The organism is Lentzea sp. NPDC058450 (assembly GCF_042721395.1).
Lineage (GTDB): Bacteria > Actinomycetota > Actinomycetes > Mycobacteriales > Pseudonocardiaceae > Lentzea.
This window is the reverse complement of sequence record NZ_JBHXLO010000016.1, coordinates 1-16,261: the sequence shown is the minus strand read 5'-3', so window position 1 is coordinate 16,261 and position 16,261 is coordinate 1. Positions and strand designations below refer to the sequence as shown.

The following is a 16,261-nucleotide window of genomic DNA, read 5'->3' as shown; positions in this document are numbered from 1 at the left end:
ACGTGACGGAGGAGGAGTACCCGAATGGCGCGCAAAGCGAAGTCCGGCTTCACGCCCGGCCGAGCGAAGAACCTGGTCGGTGTCGCGAAGGTGGTGGGCCCCGCCCTCATTCCGGTGCTGGCGCCGGTGATCGCGCGCGGAGCTGGGGTTTTGAGCGAGCAGTACGACCGCTATCGCGCCCGCAGGCTCGGCATCGACGTCGCCGACATCGGCAAGTACTCCGGTTACGGCGCCCGCCTGCACGCGCGAATTGTCGGCTTTTCGGAGTCGTTGGAGACATTGCGAGCGGCAGATTCCGATTGGGTTTCGAAGACCGAGACGCGGCTCGCTCAGTTGCTCGCGGCCGTGCGCGCTTCCGAACGCATGCCGACGGCCCGGCGCAAAGCAGCGCACCGGGCCGTCGCGACTGATCTGGACGTGCTGGAGCAGGAGTTGCTCAGGCGTTTGAACGTTCGCTGACTTCCGGCACCTTGCCGGTCACCTGTGCCACGGCTTTGACCGCCGCCTCCTCGACCACCTGACCGGGGTCGAGGTGCGCGGTGACCTCCTCCATCACCTCGGCCACGCGTTCCTCGCGCCGGATCATCGGGTCGGACCGCAGGTCCTTGGCCAGCGAGACGCAGAGCCCGACCATCACCACCATGAACGGCAGCGCCACGATGATCGTGAGGTTCTGCAGGCCGGTCAGCGCGTTCGACCCGCCGACGAGCAACATCACCGCGGCGACGGCACCGGTCAGCACGCCCCAGAAGATCACCACCGGCTTCTTGGGCGCGATGGTGCCCTCCTGCGAGAGCGTTCCCATCACGATCGACGCCGCGTCGGCGCCGGACACGAAGAAGATCGCCACCAGGATCATCACGATCACGCCGGCGATTGCGGCGAGCGGGAACTGGTCCAGCAGCGTGAAGAGCTGCGACTCCGGCGTCGACTGGGTGGCGATGTCCACACCCGACCGCTGTTCGAAGATGGCCGTGCCACCGAGGATCGCGAACCACACCAGCGACACCGCGGACGGCACCAGGATCACGCCGGCGACGAACTGCTTGATCGTGCGGCCGCGCGAAATGCGGGCGATGAACATGCCGACGAACGGCGTCCACGAGATCCACCACGCCCAGTAGAAGATCGTCCACCCGGACAGCCACGTCTCGGTCGCGTCGCCACCCGAGGCGGCGGTGCGGCCGGCCATGTTCGCGAGCTCGCGGAAGTAGTCGCCCAGCGCGGTCGGCACCAGGTTCAGGATGAAGACCGTCGGGCCGACGACGAACAGGAACAGCGCCAGCACCACGGCCAGCACCATGTTCGTGTTCGACAGCCACTGGATGCCCTTGGCGACACCCGAGACGGCGGACGCGACGAAGGCGACGGTCAGGATCGCGATGATCGCGACCAGCACGCCCTTGCCGACGTCACCCGCCCAACCGGCCGCCTCCAGCCCGCTCCCGATCTGCAGGGCGCCGAGACCGAGGGAGGCGGCCGAGCCGAAGAGGGTCGCGAAGATCGCCATCACGTCGATGGCGCGACCCCAGCCGGAGGAGGCGCGCTTGCCGAGCAACGGCGCGAACGCCGAGCTGATCAGCGACGAACGGCCCCGGCGGAAGCTCGAGTAGGCGATCGCGATGCCGACGATGGCGTAGATCGCCCACGGGTGCAGCGTCCAGTGGAAGAGCGTCGTGGCCATCGCGGTCTCGAGGGGGTCGCCCTCGGTGCCGGGCGGCGGCGTCACGTAGTGCGTCAGCGGCTCGTTCACGCCGTAGAACATGAGCCCGATGCCCATGCCGGCGCTGAACATCATCGCGACCCACGACACGGTTTTGAACTCGGGTTTTTCGTCGTCCTGCCCCAGCGGGATCTTGCCGTAGCGACTGAACGCCAGCCACAGCGCGAAGACCACGAAGCCAGTGGCGGAGAGCACAAAAGCCCAGCCCAGATGCTGGATGATCCAGCCGAGCGCGGCCTTCGAAGCCGACGCCAACGAGTCTGTACCGACGATCCCCCAGGTCACGAACGCAAGCGTGAGACCTGCGGCAACGCCGAAAACAACCCGGTCGGTCTTCCCCGGCTTGTCGCATTGAACGGTCATGCGGCCCGGGCTACCCGCTCGTAGACCTGGCCAAACTCCTCCGATTACCCTCAAGTCTCGTGAGCACCTGGTCGAGTGAGTTGCGCACCCTGCGTGGTGCCGCACTTGCGCTGACCTCTGCCGCGCTCACGATCACCGCCCACGGTCTGGGCGGCGGCCGGCTGTCCGAGTTCATCCACGCGGTACCGCTGGTGGTGCTGATCGCGTTCGCCGCGTCGTCACTCGCCGACAAGCGCTCCGGGAAGCTCTCGGTCATAGCCGGGCTCGGCACGGCCCAGCTCGCCCAGCACCTGCTGCTGACCTGGGTCAACCACGAGCACACGAACACGCTGACCGCTCAGATGTTCGTGGCGCACCTCGTCGCCGCGACGCTGACCGGCATCCTCCTGTTCCACGCGGAGAACGCCCTGTTCAGGCTGTTCGCCGCGGTCACCCGCCTGATCCCCCGCAGGCTCACGCCGCTGCCGGTCACCACGCCGGCGCGGACGTTCACCGGCACGCCGTACGTCCGGAGCGCGCACCAACTGGACCTCGTGCGGGCGAATCGGCGGCGCGGCCCACCCATCGGCTCCTGATCATCCGTATCCCCTTGCAAGCCCCCTTTGGCATCAGGAGCCACAACTTCATGTCGACAAATCGCTTTGGCGTGCGCACGCTCGCCGTCCTCGCCGTTGCCGGACTCGCCGTGCTCGGCACCCCGACCATCGCCTCCGCCCACGTCAGCGCCCAGCCCGCGGAGTTCACGCAGGGCGGCCGCGCCACGTTCGCGTTCCGCGTGCCGAACGAGCGGGACAACGCCGGCACCACCAAGATCGAGGTGACGCTGCCGCAGGACACGCCGCTCACCTCGGTCCGCACCAAGCCGCTGACCGGCTGGAAGGCCGAGGCCGTCAAGGGCAAGCTCGACAAGCCCGTGACGATCGCCGGCAAGGAGGTCACCGAGGCGTTCACGTCCATCACCTGGACCGCCGACGCCGGTGTGAAGATCGGCGTCAACCAGTACGAGGACTTCCAGGTCGCCCTCGGCACGCTCCCGGAGAAGGACACGCTGCTGCTGCCGGTCAAGCAGACCTACGAGAACGGCGAGGTAGTCGACTGGGCACAGCCCGCCGGCGCCGACGGCAAGGAGCCGGAGCACCCGGCGCCCGCGCTGAAGCTCGCCCCGAAGAAGGCCGGCGACGACGGCCACGGCAGCAGCCACGGTTCGGCCACCAACACCTCGGCCGAAGGTGAGACGCACGAGGCGTCTGCGGGCACCGACAACACCGCCCGCTACCTCGGCGGTGCCGGCCTCGCCATCGGCGCGCTCGGCCTGGGCTTCGGCGTCGGCGCCATCCTGCGTTCGCGGCGCAAGGCATGAAGCGCGCTCTGATCGCGTTCCTGTTCGCTGGTGCGGCCGTGCTCGCCACGGCCGCCCCCGCGGCGGCGCACAACGCACTCATCGGCAGCGACCCGAAGGACAAGACCTCGCTGGAGGTCGGTCCGACGACCGTCACGCTGACGTTCGACCAGGACGTCCAGGGTGGTCAGGGTATCAACGAGATCACGGTGACCGACGCGAGCGGTGGTCACTACGAGGTCGACGGCGATCCGACGATCAAGGACACCGCAGTCACGCAGAAGGTCAACGCCCTCGGCAAGGCCGGCGAGTACAAGATCGGCTACCGCATCCTGTCCGCCGACGGCCACCCGGTGAACGGCGAGCTGACGTTCACGCTGACCAAGGACGGCACCGGCACGGCCACGGCGGCGGTGAGCTCCGAGGCACCCAGCGACTCCGGCGGCGGCCTGCCCATCTGGGTGTGGATCGTCGGCGCGGTCGTGCTGCTGGGCGGTGGCGTGTTCTTCGCCCTGCGCGGTGGCGGGGGCGCGAAGGCATGAGCGACGTCCGGACCGCCGCCCCCACCCACTACCGCGTGCTCGCCGGACTGCTGTTCGGCGCACTCGGTGGCATCGCGCTCGGCCTCGTGCTGGCACCACCCGTCGTGGTCGCCGGGGTCACCGATGCCGGGGCGGCGGTCCGGTACGGGCTCCCCGTCACGCGAGTCCTGCTCGACGTCTCGGCGACGATCGTCGTCGGGCTCTCGCTCCTGCCGAAGCTGCTCGGCTTCGACCGGCCCACGCACACCGAACCGGTCATGCGGCTGGCGCGCCCGGCCGCGGTCGTCGCCGCGGCGGTCTGGGTGGCCACGGCGCTGACGGCGATCGTGCTCCAGGCCGCTGAGCTGCGACCGGGCAGCAACGTCAGCCTCGGCAACGCCGTCGACTACATCGCGAACGTCGGTGCCGGCAAGGGTCTGCTGTTCAGCGCGGCCTGCGCGTTCGTCTACCTGATCATCGGCGTGATGGCGGTGCGCAGCGGCGAGTCCGTACCCGCTGAGCTGCGGATTCTCGTGTCGATGTTCGGACTGCTGCCGATCCCGGTGACCGGGCACGCCTCCAACTGGAAGTACCACGACTACTCGATGGTCTCCATGGAGCTGCACGTGCTGGGCGCGGCCGCGTGGACCGGTGGGCTCGGCGCGTTGATGGCGCTCGTGGCCTACCGCAAGGGACTGCTGGCGATCGCACTGCCGCGGTTCTCGAAGATCGCGACCGTCAGCCTGGTCGTCGTCGCGGTGACGGGCCTGTTCAACGGGTTGCTGGAGCTGGTCCTCAACCCCGTCGTGCCGTTCCCGCAGTCGCTGTTCACGACCGGCTACGGCCTGCTGTTCCTCGGCAAGACCGTGTGCGCGGGGCTGATCGCGGTGCTCGGCGCGCACATCCGGTGGCGGTTGCTGCCGAAGATCTCCCAGCACAAGGTCACCGCGATCGTCCAGTGGGCGATCCTGGAGGTGACGATCATGGGCATCGCGTTCGGGCTCGCCGTGGTGCTGAGCCGCGCGCCCGTCAGCTGAACCCCGTAGCCACCCTGACCAGGTCCGCAACGGCCCGCGACCTGCTGTGCGGCGGCCACGCGATCACCGTGGTCACCTTCGGCGCGTCGACCACCGGCACCGCGGCCAGGCCTTCGAGCAGGCCGACGCGGACGACCTCCGGCATGACCGCGGCGGCCCGTCCGAGCGCGATCATCTGGAACAGCTGCGTCAGGTTGTGCACCTCCACGCCCGGACCGGGCAGGTAGCTGCCGTCGGGCTCCGGCCAGCGGGCGAGGTCCGGCAGGTCGGCCATCCGCACCTGCGCCTCGCCGGCCAGCGGGTGCGAGGCCGGCAGGATCGCGTACTGGCTCTCCGTGTGCAGAGGCTCGGTGTCGAGGCCCTCGGTCGAGTCGAACGGCTCGTGCAGGATCGCGACGTCGGCCCGCCCGTCGAGGAGCGGTCGCCAGGTGTGCGCCTCGCACAGCAGCAGGTCGACGGCGACCGCACCGGGTTCGGCGGCGTACGCGTCGAGCAGCTTCGCCAGCAGTTCGCTGGAGCCACCGGCCTTGGCGGCCAGCACCAGCGACGGCCGGTCGACCGTCTTGGTCCGCCTCTCCGCAGCGGCGACGGCGCCGAGGATCGCCCTGCCCTCGGCCAGCAGCACCGCGCCGGCGTCGGTGAGCGAGACCTTGCGACTGGTGCGGACCAGCAACGCGACGCCGAGCCGGTGTTCGAGCTGGGCGATCGTCCGCGACAGCGGCGGCTGGGCGATGCCGAGGCGGTCCGCCGCGCGGCCGAAGTGCAGCTCCTCGGCGACCGCGACGAAGTATCGAAGCTCCCGGGTCTCCACTCCACCACGGTATCGATACCTGCCGGGTATCACTGCCGAACCGAAGTGATGTTGGTTCCCGCGAGCCGTCCGAGCACGATCAAATGCATGAGCGAACAGACGATTGCGCTGGTCACGGGCGCGAACAAGGGCATCGGGTACGAGATCGCGGCAGGGCTCGGCATGACCGTCGGCGTCGGCGCGCGGGACCCGCGACGGGGCGAGGAGGCGACGGCGAAGCTCCAGGCAGCGGGCGTCGACGCGTTCTTCGTGCCGTTGGACGTGACCGACGACGAGAGCGTCGCCGCCGCGGCGAAGCTGGTCGAGGAGAGGTTCGGCCGGATCGACGTGCTGGTGAACAACGCCGCGGTCGCCGGAGGGTGGCCGGACGCGCCGTCGACGGCCACGCCGGAGAGCATCAGGGCGGTGGTGGAGACCAACGTGATCGGCGTCGTCCGCGTCACGAACGCGATGCTGCCGCTGCTGAACCGGTCGGCGAGCCCGCGCATCGTGAACCTGTCGAGCCACGTCGCGTCGCTGACGTTGCAGAGCGAGCAGGACCTCGGCGGGGTCAGCGGGACCTACTCGCCGTCGAAGACGTTCCTGAACGCCATCACCGTCCAGTACGCCAAGGAACTGGAGAACATCAAGGTCAACGGCGCGTGCCCCGGTTACGTGGCGACCGACCTCAACGGTTTCCAGGGCAGGGACACCCCCGCGGAGGGCGCCAGGATCGCGATCAGGCTGGCGAAGTTGCCCGAAGACGGCCCGACCGGCGGTTTGTTCGACCACGCCGGGTCCGTGCCGTGGTGACGCGGATGTTCAACGTGAAACATCCACGGAAGCCGGCGGACTCGGCGAGTGGTCCGATCGGCGCGACGAGCTGCCCACGAACGGACTAATCGGTGATCAGTCGCGCCGAAGATTCTTCACGCATACGAGCGAGCCGGTTCATCGTCCGCTGACCGCGACGGTCCAGCTCACGGCTGTCGATCCAGCCGTTGGCGTAGTAGCGGTAGTCCTGAGCCAGGGCCACCAGCTCGGCGAGGTAGTCGGCGGACCGTCGCCGCCGTTCCTCGTCGAAGCCCGCCAGCAGCGGGAGCTGGGTGTCCACCACCTCGTCGAGCAACTGCGCGGATCGCAGCGCTCTCCTGGAACGCCACCTCCGAGTAAGGCTCACGCGCCGCACCTCGTCCTTCGCCCCGACCTGCCGCACCTTAGGCGTGGATTTCTCGCCCGTCGATGCTGCATTCGTGGGAGAAGGCTCTGGCGTTACCGGTTCGTGTCCCACACCATCCAATCGTGGTGCTATAGGACCCAAACGAGTTCGCAGGTCAGGCGGCCGACTCGGTGCCCGTGAAGCGTGCGACGCGATCCGCGAGCTCGCGGGCCTCGGGGTTGTTGCGGCGCTTGTCGGCTTCCTGGCGAAGCGGCTCCATGCGCTGCTTGGTGCGCACGGACTTCAGGCTTTCCGACAGGTCAACGGCCTGGCGACCGATCTTGGCGCCGTGGTCGATGTCGCCTTCGAGCAGGTGGTTGATCGCCATCGACGTCAGGTTGAACGAGCGGCTGCGGGCGTACTCGTCACCGAAGTTGTTGATCGCCTTGGACAGCGCGGGGATCGCGGTCCTCGTGTACTTGGCGTCCACCGTCTGGGCCAGCTCCGTGTGCACCGTGCCGATCATGGACGAGAGGTCGATCTCGTTGAAGAACCGCGCCCAGGCGGGGGCTTCCGCGATGTTCGAACGCGAGAACTCGTCCCGCGCGCGGCCGAGCAGCTTGAGCGCCTGCTCGTCGGACCCCATCTTCGCGTAGGCCCAGGCCTCGTTCGCGCAGAGAATGCCCACCGCGAGCTCGGAACCGGAGTTCTGCGCGGCCAACTGGCCGAGCTGGAACACCTTGAGCGCGTCGTCAGGGGCGTTCTGGTGCAAGTACACGCGGCCCATGCGGTACAGGATGTTCGCCATCAGCGCCTCGTTCTCGCCCTGCTTGGCGAGGTCGAGCGCCTGACCGAAGTGGTTGCGGGCGGAGTCCATCAGGCCCGTGTCGAACGACGTCCAGCCGGCGAGGTTGTGCAGGTCCGCCAGTGCGACGAAGAGTCGCTGGCGAACGATGTCCGTTGAGCTGGCACCGAGCATCTGCTGTCCCCAGGACAGCTGCGCGACCACCGCGTCGCGGCAGGAACCGCCGCCGTACTGGTAGTCCAGCGCACGCAACGCGCGAGTGGCCGCTTCGACCTGGCGCACATCGGTCATGCCGATGCGTCCCGGAGCCGGAGTCTGTGTGGGGTGTGAAACCCACGACCCGGAGTCCGCTCCGAACACGGCCGCGCCCACTGTCACGGCGGCGGCGTGCGCGAGGAACTTCCGACGCTTCACCGACTCGTCCTCCTCAGGATGGGGTGAGTCCGCGGTTGCGGCCACCCGTACTGCCGTTGTCTCGTCATAGGCGAGACCCATGTATCCACGTGGGACACCCAAGCCAACGGCGATCCTGGTCAGGACGTCATATGCCATCACCTGGCGTCCCTTGAGGATCTCCGAGACCTCGGACTGCGACTGCCCAGTGAGCGCCGCGATCTGGCGCTGGGACACGCCGTGCCTTCGGAGCAGCCGGTAGACCGAGCTGATCTCTCGTCGGGCAAGTGCGTCCCGCATCTCCTGGTTGTCCCACACCTCGGCGGGGATAGGAGAGCCCTGGGAACTCATGGTGTTCATCGCGCACCCTCACAGTCCGTTGGGCGTCATCGGCAGACTAGGGGCAGGTCCCCGAGCCCGAGAAGTCCTCTTCGGCGGAGCTGATCGGCCCTACCGATAACCGCTTACCGCTCACCGTAAGACTTCCACCGGTGGGCGCTGTGACGTCCCGTTCCGGGATGAATCATCGCAATCTGGATTCCGGTAAGCGAGTGAGCACGGAGAGGAACGACCTAATAGTGGACAGCTCCTCCTCAGGCTCCACCTCCATTGTGGAGACGGGTGACACCGACTCCACATGGCGCGGCATGACCGGGCAACGTCGGACGTGGCAGATCAGCTGCGGCGACGTGGTCGACCGGGACCGCCAGCTCACCGTGAAGGTCGTCCAGGGCCAAGTGGTTCTGGTGGGACCTCCCGGGGAGACGGCAGTCTTGTCCCACGACCAGCTCGTACAGCTCAGGGCCGCGCTACGCGAAGCCGCCGACCAGGCGGAAAGGTGACGGTGACGTTCAATGGACGCGATCCTCGGACAGGTTCTTCGCAACGCTGTGTGGGAACGCCTCGACCTGCTCACTGAGCTGGCGAGCCGCGCGGACGCCCCGTCCCTCCTGTCGGTGGCTCGATCCGAGCTCCCTCGGCTGACCGAGGGATGGCGTGCTCTGCTGGCAGCGCACGAGCCGGACGAGAAGGGCAACTGCCCTGAATGTTCCGGCCGTTGGCGCCAGCAGAAGTCACCTTGCTCGGTGTGGCGCGCCGCGTACGAACACCTGGTTGCGGGCGGACTCGCCCCGCGCCCGGCTCGCCACCTGCGCGAGGCCCCGGTGACTCCTCCTGTCACCCGGTCCCGCCGCGCGGTGGCTCGAGCCCACTAACGGGCGTTTGCGACTGACCTGGCGTCCCCCCGACACGACCAGGTCTGCAAACCGCCTACTGACCGGTGGTCCGCGATGTGCGAACCCCCGACCGCTACATCGCGGGCCCCGGTCAGCTTCACAACTCCACAGATTCCCGCGGGCCGGTGACGTGCACCCACCCTCCCCGACCGTCGTCGGCCCGCGGTCACCAACCACGGCCCTTGTCTGCACCTCCCACGCAGGCAAGGGCCGTTTTCACGTTCAGCGGTGGGTGCCGGTCTTCCAGGCCAGGTAGCTCGTCAGTCCGGGCAGCAGCCGGCCGGAGATCTCGAACGCCTTGAGCTGCCACGGGAACAGGTGCTCGGCGCGTTCCTTCTCCACCGCGGCCACGATCTCCTTCGCCACCCGGTCCGGCGTCACCGACGGGATCATCAACCGGGCCGCACCCGGAATCCGCTCTTCAGCGCCGGGGTTGTTGACGAAGTACTCGCTGCTCACCTTGCCCGGGACGACCTCGCTGACTCCCACGCCGGTGCCCCGCAGATCAAGCCGCAGCGAGGCCGTCAGGCCCCTCAACGCCCACCGCGCCGACTGGTATCCCACGCAGCCCGGAATCGGCACGCGCGAGACGGGCGAGTTCACGTTGACGATCCAGCCGGAGCCCCTGGAACGCATGGCGCCCAGGTACTCCCTGGTCAGGAGCAGGGCCGCCATGTACGGGACGGCGGTCATGGACACGAGTTCGTCCGGCTCGGTGTCGTCGAGGAACAGCCAGCGGCCCACACCCGCGTTGTTGACCAGCACATCAGGCGTGGGAACGGCCTCGGCGAGCGCGCGGATCTGCGCGCTGTCCGCGAGATCGGCCTGATGAGCGGTCGCCGAGCCGCCGAACTCCGTGATCCGCTTGACCTGTTGATCGAGCAGTTCGGCGCTCCGGGCCACAAGGTGGACGTGCGCGCCGCGGCCGGCGAACCGGAACGCCGCCTCCGCGCCGATTCCCTGGGACGCGCCCGTGACCAGAACCGTCTTGCCCGAGACCTGCATCAGACCACCGATCGCACTCGACTCATCAACACCGCCGCCAGCGTGGTCGCCGCCGCCGACACCGCGAACAGGCCGCGGTAGCCACCCAGGTTCGCCAGGATCATCGCAGTCAGCAGCGGAGCGATGACCTGCGGCAACGCGTTGGCCACGTTCAGCACGCCCAGGTCCTTGGCCCGGTCGGAGGCGGCCGGGAGCACCTGGGTGAGCAGCGCGATTGCGACGGCCCAGTACGTGCCGAAGCCGACGCCGAGCAGCGGGGCGGCGACCAGCGCGGCCTCCCACGTGGGAAAAGCGACCAGCAGCAGCGCCGCGACGGCCATGACGACCGACGCGAGGTAGACGTACGGCTTCCGGTGGCCGGAACGATCACTCCGTGCGCCGAACAGCACCGCTCCTGCGGCGAGCGCCACCCCGTAGAGCGCCATCAGCACCAGCAGACCGTCCTCCGGGGACGGGTGGTGGACGACGTCGCCGAGGAAGTAGAGGAGGTAGAGGGTGCCGAACGCGTTGCCGAGGTTGATCATCAGGTGGCCGAGCCACGCCCAGGCGAAGTCGGGGTGTTCCTTCGGCGAGATCCAGAACGTGGGCTTCACCGGCTTCGCGATGAGCTGCACGTCCGGTGTGCGCCACACGAAGAGAGCGGCACCCACGACGACGATGACCGCGCACGCCAGGTAGCCGTTCGTCAGTCCGCTGACCAGCAACGTCACCACGACCGCGCCCAGCACCGTGCCGAGCATCTGGCTGATGCCGATGAGCCCGCCGACCTGCGCTCGTTGCTCGACGGGCACCCGGTCCGGCACCGCGGAGGTCAGCGCGGCGAGCATGCCGCCGATCCCCGCCTGCACCAGACACCAGCCCACGGTCATGACGACCACTGACGGCGCGGTGGCCAGCACGGCCAAACCGACGGCACCGACGACCGCTCCGCCCAGCGTCCACGGGTGCCGGCGGCCGAACCGCGAGGTCGTGCGGTCGGACAGGAACCCGATCAACGGCACGACGAGCAACGAGACCAGGCCGCCGAAGCCGGTGACGATGCCGAACACCAGCTCCTTGTTAGCCCTGCTCAGCAGCTCCGCCTGCTGGGGCAGCAGCACCTGGATCGGCGCGTAGATCGCCAGCCACAGCCCGAGGTTCGCGAGGAACAGCCAGGTCATCCAGCCGCGGCGAACCCGCACCACCGGCTCAGCGAGGGCTTCACTCACCGCTGATCACCCTTCTGTACCAGTGGAACGAGTCGCGCGGCGTGCGGACCTGAGTCTCGAAGTCGACCTCGACCAGGCCGAACCGCTGCGAGTACCCGGCCTCCCACTCGAAGTTGTCGATCAGCGACCACACGAAGTACCCGGAGACGTCCGCCGCCTGGGCCGCCTTGAGGTGCCCGTCGAGGTAGGCGACCCGGTCGGCGTCCGCGATCCCGGCCGGGAAGCTGCACCCGCTCTCGGTCACGTGCACCGGCGGCAGGTTCGGGTGGCGTTCGCGCAGCTCGCCGATCATCTCGGTCAGCCCGGACGGCACGATCGGCCAGCCGAACCCGGTGCGCTCGAACTCGTCGATCTCCACCAGTTCGAACGGCAGCGGGTTGCCCTCGGACGGTGACCGCAGCCGCGTCGGGTTGTAGTAGTTCACGCCGTAGAAGTCGAGCGGCTGGTTGATCGTGCGCAGATCACCGTCCTGAACGGGCAGAAGATCGGCGACTGCGTCGGGATATCGGCCCGACAGCATCGGGTCCGCGTACAACCAGTTGTGGATTTCGCTGTACGCCTCGGCAGCTGCTACGTCCTCGGGCCCCACGGGCCAGGCCGGCGTGTGGTTGTTCGCCGTGCCAACCGCTTGCGCGCCCGCCGAACGGAGTACTTCGACCGCACGGCCGTGCGCGAGGTTGAGGTGGTGGGCGGTCGGCAACGCGTCGAAGAGCATCGTCTTGCCAGGGGCGTGCTCACCGATCGCGTAACCCTGCAACGTCACCATCGCGGGTTCGTTGACCGGGATCCACAGCTTCACCCGGTCGGCGAGCCGGTCCGCGACGAGCGAGGTGTAGTCGGCGAACCGGTCGGCGATGTCCCGATTGAGCCAACCGCCCTCGTCTTCGAGAGCCGTGGGGGTGTCCCAGTGGTACAACGTCACCACTGGGGCGATACCGACGTCGACGAGCGCGTCGACCAGACGGTCGTAGAAGTCGAGTCCCTCGGCGTTGACAGGTCCTTTGCCGGTGGGCTGGATGCGCGGCCACGCGATCGAGAACCGATACGCGTTCACGCCGAGCTGCGTCATGAGCGCAACGTCCTCGCGCCACCGGTGGTAGTGGTCGCACGCAACGGAAGCGTTCTGGTTCTCGTGTACCGGGGAGAAGGCGTCCCACACCGAGGGACCCCGACCGCCGGCATCGAACGCGCCCTCGATCTGGAACGCGGACGTCGACACTCCCCACAGGAAGTCGCTCATCGATCCTCCAAATGTGAAACTTGTTCGGATCGTAGGCGTGTTGACAGGTTCAGGGAAGTGAAAGAGCCGTACAACAGGCAAGATGGAAGAACCCGAACTACTGGGAGTCGCCGTGACGAGCACCACCCCGCTTCGCCGCCAGCCCGTCCAGCAGCGCAGCGCCAAACGAGTCGAGCGGATGCTCGAAGCCTGCGCCACCCTGATCGACGAGGTGGGCTACGACGGCGTCACCACGACGCTGATCGCGGAGAGAGCGGGCGTCGCGGTCGGCTCGCTCTACCAGTTCTTCCCCGACAAGAGAGCCGTCGTGCAGGCGCTGACCCTGCGCAACGTCGACAAGTTCTCCCAGGGCATCACCGAACGGCTCGAGCAGGCGACGCTCGAACACTGGTGGGACGCCGTGGACACGGTGTTCGACGTCTACGTGACGATGCACCGGGAGATCCCGGCGTTCGGCAAGCTGCACTTCGGCGACGTCGTGGACATGCGACTGCTGGACGACCGCCGCGACAACAACGCCGTCATCTCCGACAAGATCTCGGAGCTGATCTCCGGCAAGTTCAGCATCCCGTTCGGCGAGGTCGGCCTGCCGATCGCGATCGCCGTCGAGGCCGCCGACGCCGTGCTGAAGATGGCGTTCCGCAACAACCCGACGGGCGACCAGGCGATCCTCGTCGAGGCGAAGGCGCTGGTCAGGGGCTACCTGTCGTCGCGCCTGCCCGCCTAGAACTAGCCGAAGTTCCTGCGCTCGCCGCGGTACGTGGGCACGGTGCGCTCGATGCTGTCGCCGTGCACCAGGTGCACCTCGTCGAACCGCTCGAACAGCTCACCGGCCTTGGCGTGCCGCATCCAGACCCGGTCGCCGATCTTCAAGTGCTCGGCGGCCCTGCCGGTGACCGGCGTCTGCACCTCGCCGGCGCCTTCGAGGCCGAGCGTCTTCAGCCCCTCCGGCAGGTACGGCGACGGCTGGCGGTCGGGCGTCGACGTGCCGGACGCGATGTACCCGCCGGCGAACAACGTCGCGACCCGCCTGGTCGGCTTGCGCACCACCGACAACGCGAAGAGCGCCGACGGTTCGGGCTTGAAGGCCTGGTAGCCGTCGAAGAGCGTCGGCCCGAAGAGCCCGGACCCTGCCGCGAGCTCCGTGACGGACGGGTCGGTGCCGGTCAGCTCCAGGCTGCCGGTGCCGCCGCCGTTCACGAACTCCAGCTCTGCGACCTGCCTGACAGCGTTGACCACCGCCGTTCGGCGCTGGATCAGCTCGGGCCCGGACTTCGACTGGATGAACCGGATCCCCAGTGCCCGCAACGGCTGACCGGGCGGGTTGTCGCCGAGGCCGGCGATCTGCCCTTCGTACGCCATGATCCCGACGAGCTTGAACCCGGTGCGCCGCACGATCTTCGCGGCGAGCGCCCCTGCCTGCTGCGCGGTGAAGACCGGCGACCGGCGGACTCCGATGTGGACACCGGGCAACGGCCTCCACGACACGTCGAGCTCCAGGCAGACCCGGATGTCCGCGTGCGGCCCGATCGCCGAGTCCACGAAGTCGAGCGACTCCACCGAGTCGACCATGATCGTCACGCGCTGACGTGCCGTCTCGTTGGCCGCGAGCTTCTGCAGGCTGGCGCGATCCGCCGTCGGATAGGCGACGAGGAGGTCCTCGCTGACGTTCTGCTCCGACAGCCACAACGCCTCGGCCAGCGAGTAGCACATGACCCCGGCGAAACCGGGCCGTTCGAGCACCCGGCTCACCAGGTCGCGCACGCGGATCGACTTGCTCGCCACCCGGATCGGATGACCGGCAGCGCGACGGGCGAGGTCCGCCGCGTTGTGGTCGAAGGCGTCCAGGTCGACGATCGCGAACGGAGGATCCAGGTCCTTCGTCGCGGCATCGAGTCGAGTTCTGCGCATGCTCTGACGGTACGTCCTCAACCCTTGAAACGTGAAGAGCTTTCACTTACGTTACTCGCAGGTCACACTCTCTCGTGGAGGTTCGCGTGTGGACGAACTGGGCTAAAACGGCGTCGTGCTCAGCGCGCATCGTCCACCCGTCCAGCACCGATGAGATCGTCGAGGCGGTCCTCTCCGGCTGCCGCGTGCGCGCCCGCGGCAGCGGCCACTCGTTCAACGACATCGCCGTCGCCTCCGAGGTCGCGCTGGACCTCGACCGCTGGACCGGCATCGTCCGCGCGGACACCGAAACGGGCCTGGTGACCGTCCGCTCCGGCACTCCCCTGTGGGCGTTCAACGCAGACCTGCACCGCCTGGGCCTGGCCATGCCGAACCTGGGCGACATCGACGCCCAGACCGTGGCGGGCGCGGTCTCCACCTCGACCCACGGCACCGGCGGCAAGCTGGGCGTACTGGCCACCGCCATCGAGTCCCTCGAACTGGTCCTGGCCGACGGCTCGGTGGTCACCTGCTCGCGCACCGAACGACCGGACCTGTTCAACGCCGCCCGCGTGGGCCTGGGCGCGCTCGGCGTAATCAGCACCCTGACCCTGCGCTGCGTGCCGTCGTTCGTCCTGCAGGCCTCCGAGTCCCCCGGCCGTCTGGACGCCGTGCTGGAGCAGTTCGACGACCTCTGTGCCGTGGAAGACCACGTCGAGTTCCACTGGTTCACGCACTCGGACCGCGTGATCCTCAAGCGCAACAACAGGATCACCACCCCGGCGCGCCCGCTCTCGAAGCTCCGCCAGACCTGGGAGTACGAGGTGATGGAGAACGCCGCGTTCGGCGCCGTCACCAAGGTGGCGAAGACCTTCCCCCGCTACACCCAGCGCCTCAACGAGCTCTGCGGCTCACTCATCTCCGAACGGTCCTATTCGGACTACTCGCACAACGTCTTCGTGACCCCGCGCCGAGTCCGCTTCGTCGAGACCGAGTTCTCGATCCCCCGCGAGACCCTGATGGACGTGATCGGCGAACTCCGCGCGGTGGCCAGAAAACTGGACGCCCGCGACCACCTGATCGTCCCGTGCGAGGTGCGCGTGGCCCAGGCAGACGACATCTGGCTGTCCACGGCGAACGGCCGCGACACGGCATACATCTCGATGCACCAGGCACTGGGCATGCAGTACAAGGCGTTCTTCGACGCGTACGCGAGCATCGCGGCATCAGTGGGCGGCCGCCCACACTGGGGCAAGATGCACGACCTAACCGCCACGGACCTGCGCCCGCTGTACCCGCACTTCGACGACTTCGTGAAGGTGCGCAACGAGGTGGACCCCGGCCGCACCTTCACGAACGCCTACCTGGACCGCGTGCTCGGCGCCTAGAGAACGAAGGCGAGCCGACCCGACGGCGAAGCCGAGGCGGTTGCCTTTGCTTTTCGCTTTGAGCCAAGAGGGCCCGGCGGTGGGGTCCCATCACGAGTCGCACCACAGCTCTTGCTGCATGAGGAGAGGGGTGTCAAACCGCCACGCTTTTCGGCGGTTTGACAC

18 protein-coding genes are annotated in these 16,261 nt (G+C 68.3%); 10 read left to right on the top strand and 8 right to left on the bottom strand.

Going from position 1 to position 16,261, the window contains the following annotated elements:
* The first annotated feature begins 24 nt into the window (after nt 1-24).
* Nucleotides 25-459 (top strand): DUF6474 family protein, encoded by a 435-nt coding sequence (locus tag ACFWNN_RS24250; RefSeq protein ID WP_382442208.1) that lies wholly within the window; start codon nt 25-27, stop codon nt 457-459.
* Here the strand turns inward: ACFWNN_RS24250 and ACFWNN_RS24245 are convergent.
* Nucleotides 437-2,086 (bottom strand): BCCT family transporter, encoded by a 1,650-nt coding sequence (locus ACFWNN_RS24245; RefSeq protein ID WP_382442207.1) that lies wholly within the window; start codon nt 2,084-2,086, stop codon nt 437-439. The genes ACFWNN_RS24250 and ACFWNN_RS24245 overlap by 23 nt on opposite strands.
* A 59-nt stretch (nt 2,087-2,145) precedes the next feature.
* Between ACFWNN_RS24245 and ACFWNN_RS24240 the strand changes: the two genes are divergently transcribed.
* The 4 genes from ACFWNN_RS24240 to ACFWNN_RS24225 are packed head-to-tail and all read left to right on the top strand — an operon-like array spanning nt 2,146 to nt 4,983.
* Nucleotides 2,146-2,661 carry a hypothetical protein gene (locus ACFWNN_RS24240; RefSeq protein WP_382442206.1) on the top strand — a complete coding sequence of 172 codons (516 nt, stop codon included), beginning with the start codon at nt 2,146-2,148 and terminating at the stop codon, nt 2,659-2,661.
* A 50-nt stretch (nt 2,662-2,711) separates the two neighbouring features.
* Nucleotides 2,712-3,446, top strand: a complete 735-nt coding sequence (locus ACFWNN_RS24235) for a YcnI family protein (protein ID WP_382442205.1) — start codon at nt 2,712-2,714, stop codon at nt 3,444-3,446.
* Nucleotides 3,443-3,967 (top strand): copper resistance CopC family protein, encoded by a 525-nt coding sequence (locus tag ACFWNN_RS24230; RefSeq protein ID WP_382442204.1) that lies wholly within the window; start codon nt 3,443-3,445, stop codon nt 3,965-3,967. The genes ACFWNN_RS24235 and ACFWNN_RS24230 overlap by 4 nt, the downstream gene beginning before the upstream one ends.
* On the top strand, nt 3,964-4,983 hold the full coding sequence (locus ACFWNN_RS24225) for a copper resistance D family protein (protein ID WP_382442203.1): 1,020 nt from the start codon (nt 3,964-3,966) through the stop codon (nt 4,981-4,983). Before ACFWNN_RS24230 ends, ACFWNN_RS24225 begins: the two co-directional genes overlap by 4 nt.
* On the opposite strand, the gene ACFWNN_RS24220 is transcribed toward ACFWNN_RS24225, so the two are convergent.
* Entirely contained in the window at nt 4,976-5,794 is an 819-nt protein-coding gene (locus ACFWNN_RS24220; RefSeq protein ID WP_382442202.1) for a LysR family transcriptional regulator, read from the bottom strand. The genes ACFWNN_RS24225 and ACFWNN_RS24220 overlap by 8 nt on opposite strands.
* A gap of 87 nt (nt 5,795-5,881) precedes the next feature.
* Between ACFWNN_RS24220 and ACFWNN_RS24215 the strand changes: the two genes are divergently transcribed.
* On the top strand, nt 5,882-6,586 hold the full coding sequence (locus ACFWNN_RS24215) for an SDR family oxidoreductase (protein ID WP_382442201.1): 705 nt from the start codon (nt 5,882-5,884) through the stop codon (nt 6,584-6,586).
* Between the two features lie 85 nt (nt 6,587-6,671).
* Here the strand turns inward: ACFWNN_RS24215 and ACFWNN_RS24210 are convergent, their stop codons facing one another.
* Together ACFWNN_RS24210 and ACFWNN_RS24205 are read right to left on the bottom strand one after the other, a co-directional pair.
* A complete protein-coding gene (locus tag ACFWNN_RS24210; RefSeq protein WP_093596166.1) occupies nt 6,672-6,953 on the bottom strand; it encodes a hypothetical protein in 282 nt (93 codons plus the stop codon).
* A 154-nt stretch (nt 6,954-7,107) separates the two neighbouring features.
* The gene (locus ACFWNN_RS24205; protein ID WP_382442200.1) at nt 7,108-8,490 is read right to left on the bottom strand and encodes a helix-turn-helix domain-containing protein; all 1,383 of its coding nucleotides are present in this window, start codon (nt 8,488-8,490) and stop codon (nt 7,108-7,110) included.
* Between the two features lie 191 nt (nt 8,491-8,681).
* On the opposite strand from ACFWNN_RS24205, the gene ACFWNN_RS24200 reads away from it, so the two are divergent.
* Together ACFWNN_RS24200 and ACFWNN_RS24195 are read left to right on the top strand one after the other, a co-directional pair.
* Nucleotides 8,682-8,972, top strand: a complete 291-nt coding sequence (locus tag ACFWNN_RS24200) for a hypothetical protein (protein ID WP_093595003.1) — start codon at nt 8,682-8,684, stop codon at nt 8,970-8,972.
* A gap of 12 nt (nt 8,973-8,984) precedes the next feature.
* The gene (locus ACFWNN_RS24195; protein ID WP_030480258.1) at nt 8,985-9,344 is read left to right on the top strand and encodes a hypothetical protein; all 360 of its coding nucleotides are present in this window, start codon (nt 8,985-8,987) and stop codon (nt 9,342-9,344) included.
* A 243-nt stretch (nt 9,345-9,587) separates the two neighbouring features.
* Here ACFWNN_RS24195 and ACFWNN_RS24190 read toward each other — a convergent pair whose 3' ends face one another.
* The 3 genes from ACFWNN_RS24190 to ACFWNN_RS24180 are packed head-to-tail and all read right to left on the bottom strand — an operon-like array spanning nt 9,588 to nt 12,818.
* Entirely contained in the window at nt 9,588-10,370 is a 783-nt protein-coding gene (locus ACFWNN_RS24190; RefSeq protein WP_382442199.1) for an SDR family NAD(P)-dependent oxidoreductase, read from the bottom strand.
* Complete coding sequence (locus ACFWNN_RS24185) at nt 10,370-11,530, bottom strand: MFS transporter (protein ID WP_382442369.1); 1,161 nt, start codon at nt 11,528-11,530, stop codon at nt 10,370-10,372. Before ACFWNN_RS24185 ends, ACFWNN_RS24190 begins: the two co-directional genes overlap by 1 nt.
* A gap of 40 nt (nt 11,531-11,570) precedes the next feature.
* The gene (locus ACFWNN_RS24180) at nt 11,571-12,818 is read right to left on the bottom strand and encodes a GH1 family beta-glucosidase (RefSeq protein ID WP_382442198.1); all 1,248 of its coding nucleotides are present in this window, start codon (nt 12,816-12,818) and stop codon (nt 11,571-11,573) included.
* Between the two features lie 82 nt (nt 12,819-12,900).
* On the opposite strand from ACFWNN_RS24180, the gene ACFWNN_RS24175 reads away from it, so the two are divergent.
* A complete protein-coding gene (locus tag ACFWNN_RS24175) occupies nt 12,901-13,545 on the top strand; it encodes a TetR family transcriptional regulator (protein WP_382442197.1) in 645 nt (214 codons plus the stop codon).
* A 2-nt stretch (nt 13,546-13,547) separates the two neighbouring features.
* Here the strand turns inward: ACFWNN_RS24175 and ACFWNN_RS24170 are convergent, their stop codons facing one another.
* Entirely contained in the window at nt 13,548-14,729 is a 1,182-nt protein-coding gene (locus ACFWNN_RS24170) for an amino acid deaminase/aldolase (RefSeq protein ID WP_382442196.1), read from the bottom strand.
* An 86-nt stretch (nt 14,730-14,815) separates the two neighbouring features.
* Here ACFWNN_RS24170 and ACFWNN_RS24165 point away from each other — a divergent pair, with 86 nt between their 5' ends.
* Nucleotides 14,816-16,096, top strand: a complete 1,281-nt coding sequence (locus ACFWNN_RS24165) for a D-arabinono-1,4-lactone oxidase (protein WP_382442195.1) — start codon at nt 14,816-14,818, stop codon at nt 16,094-16,096.
* The last annotated feature ends 165 nt before the right edge of the window (nt 16,097-16,261 follow it).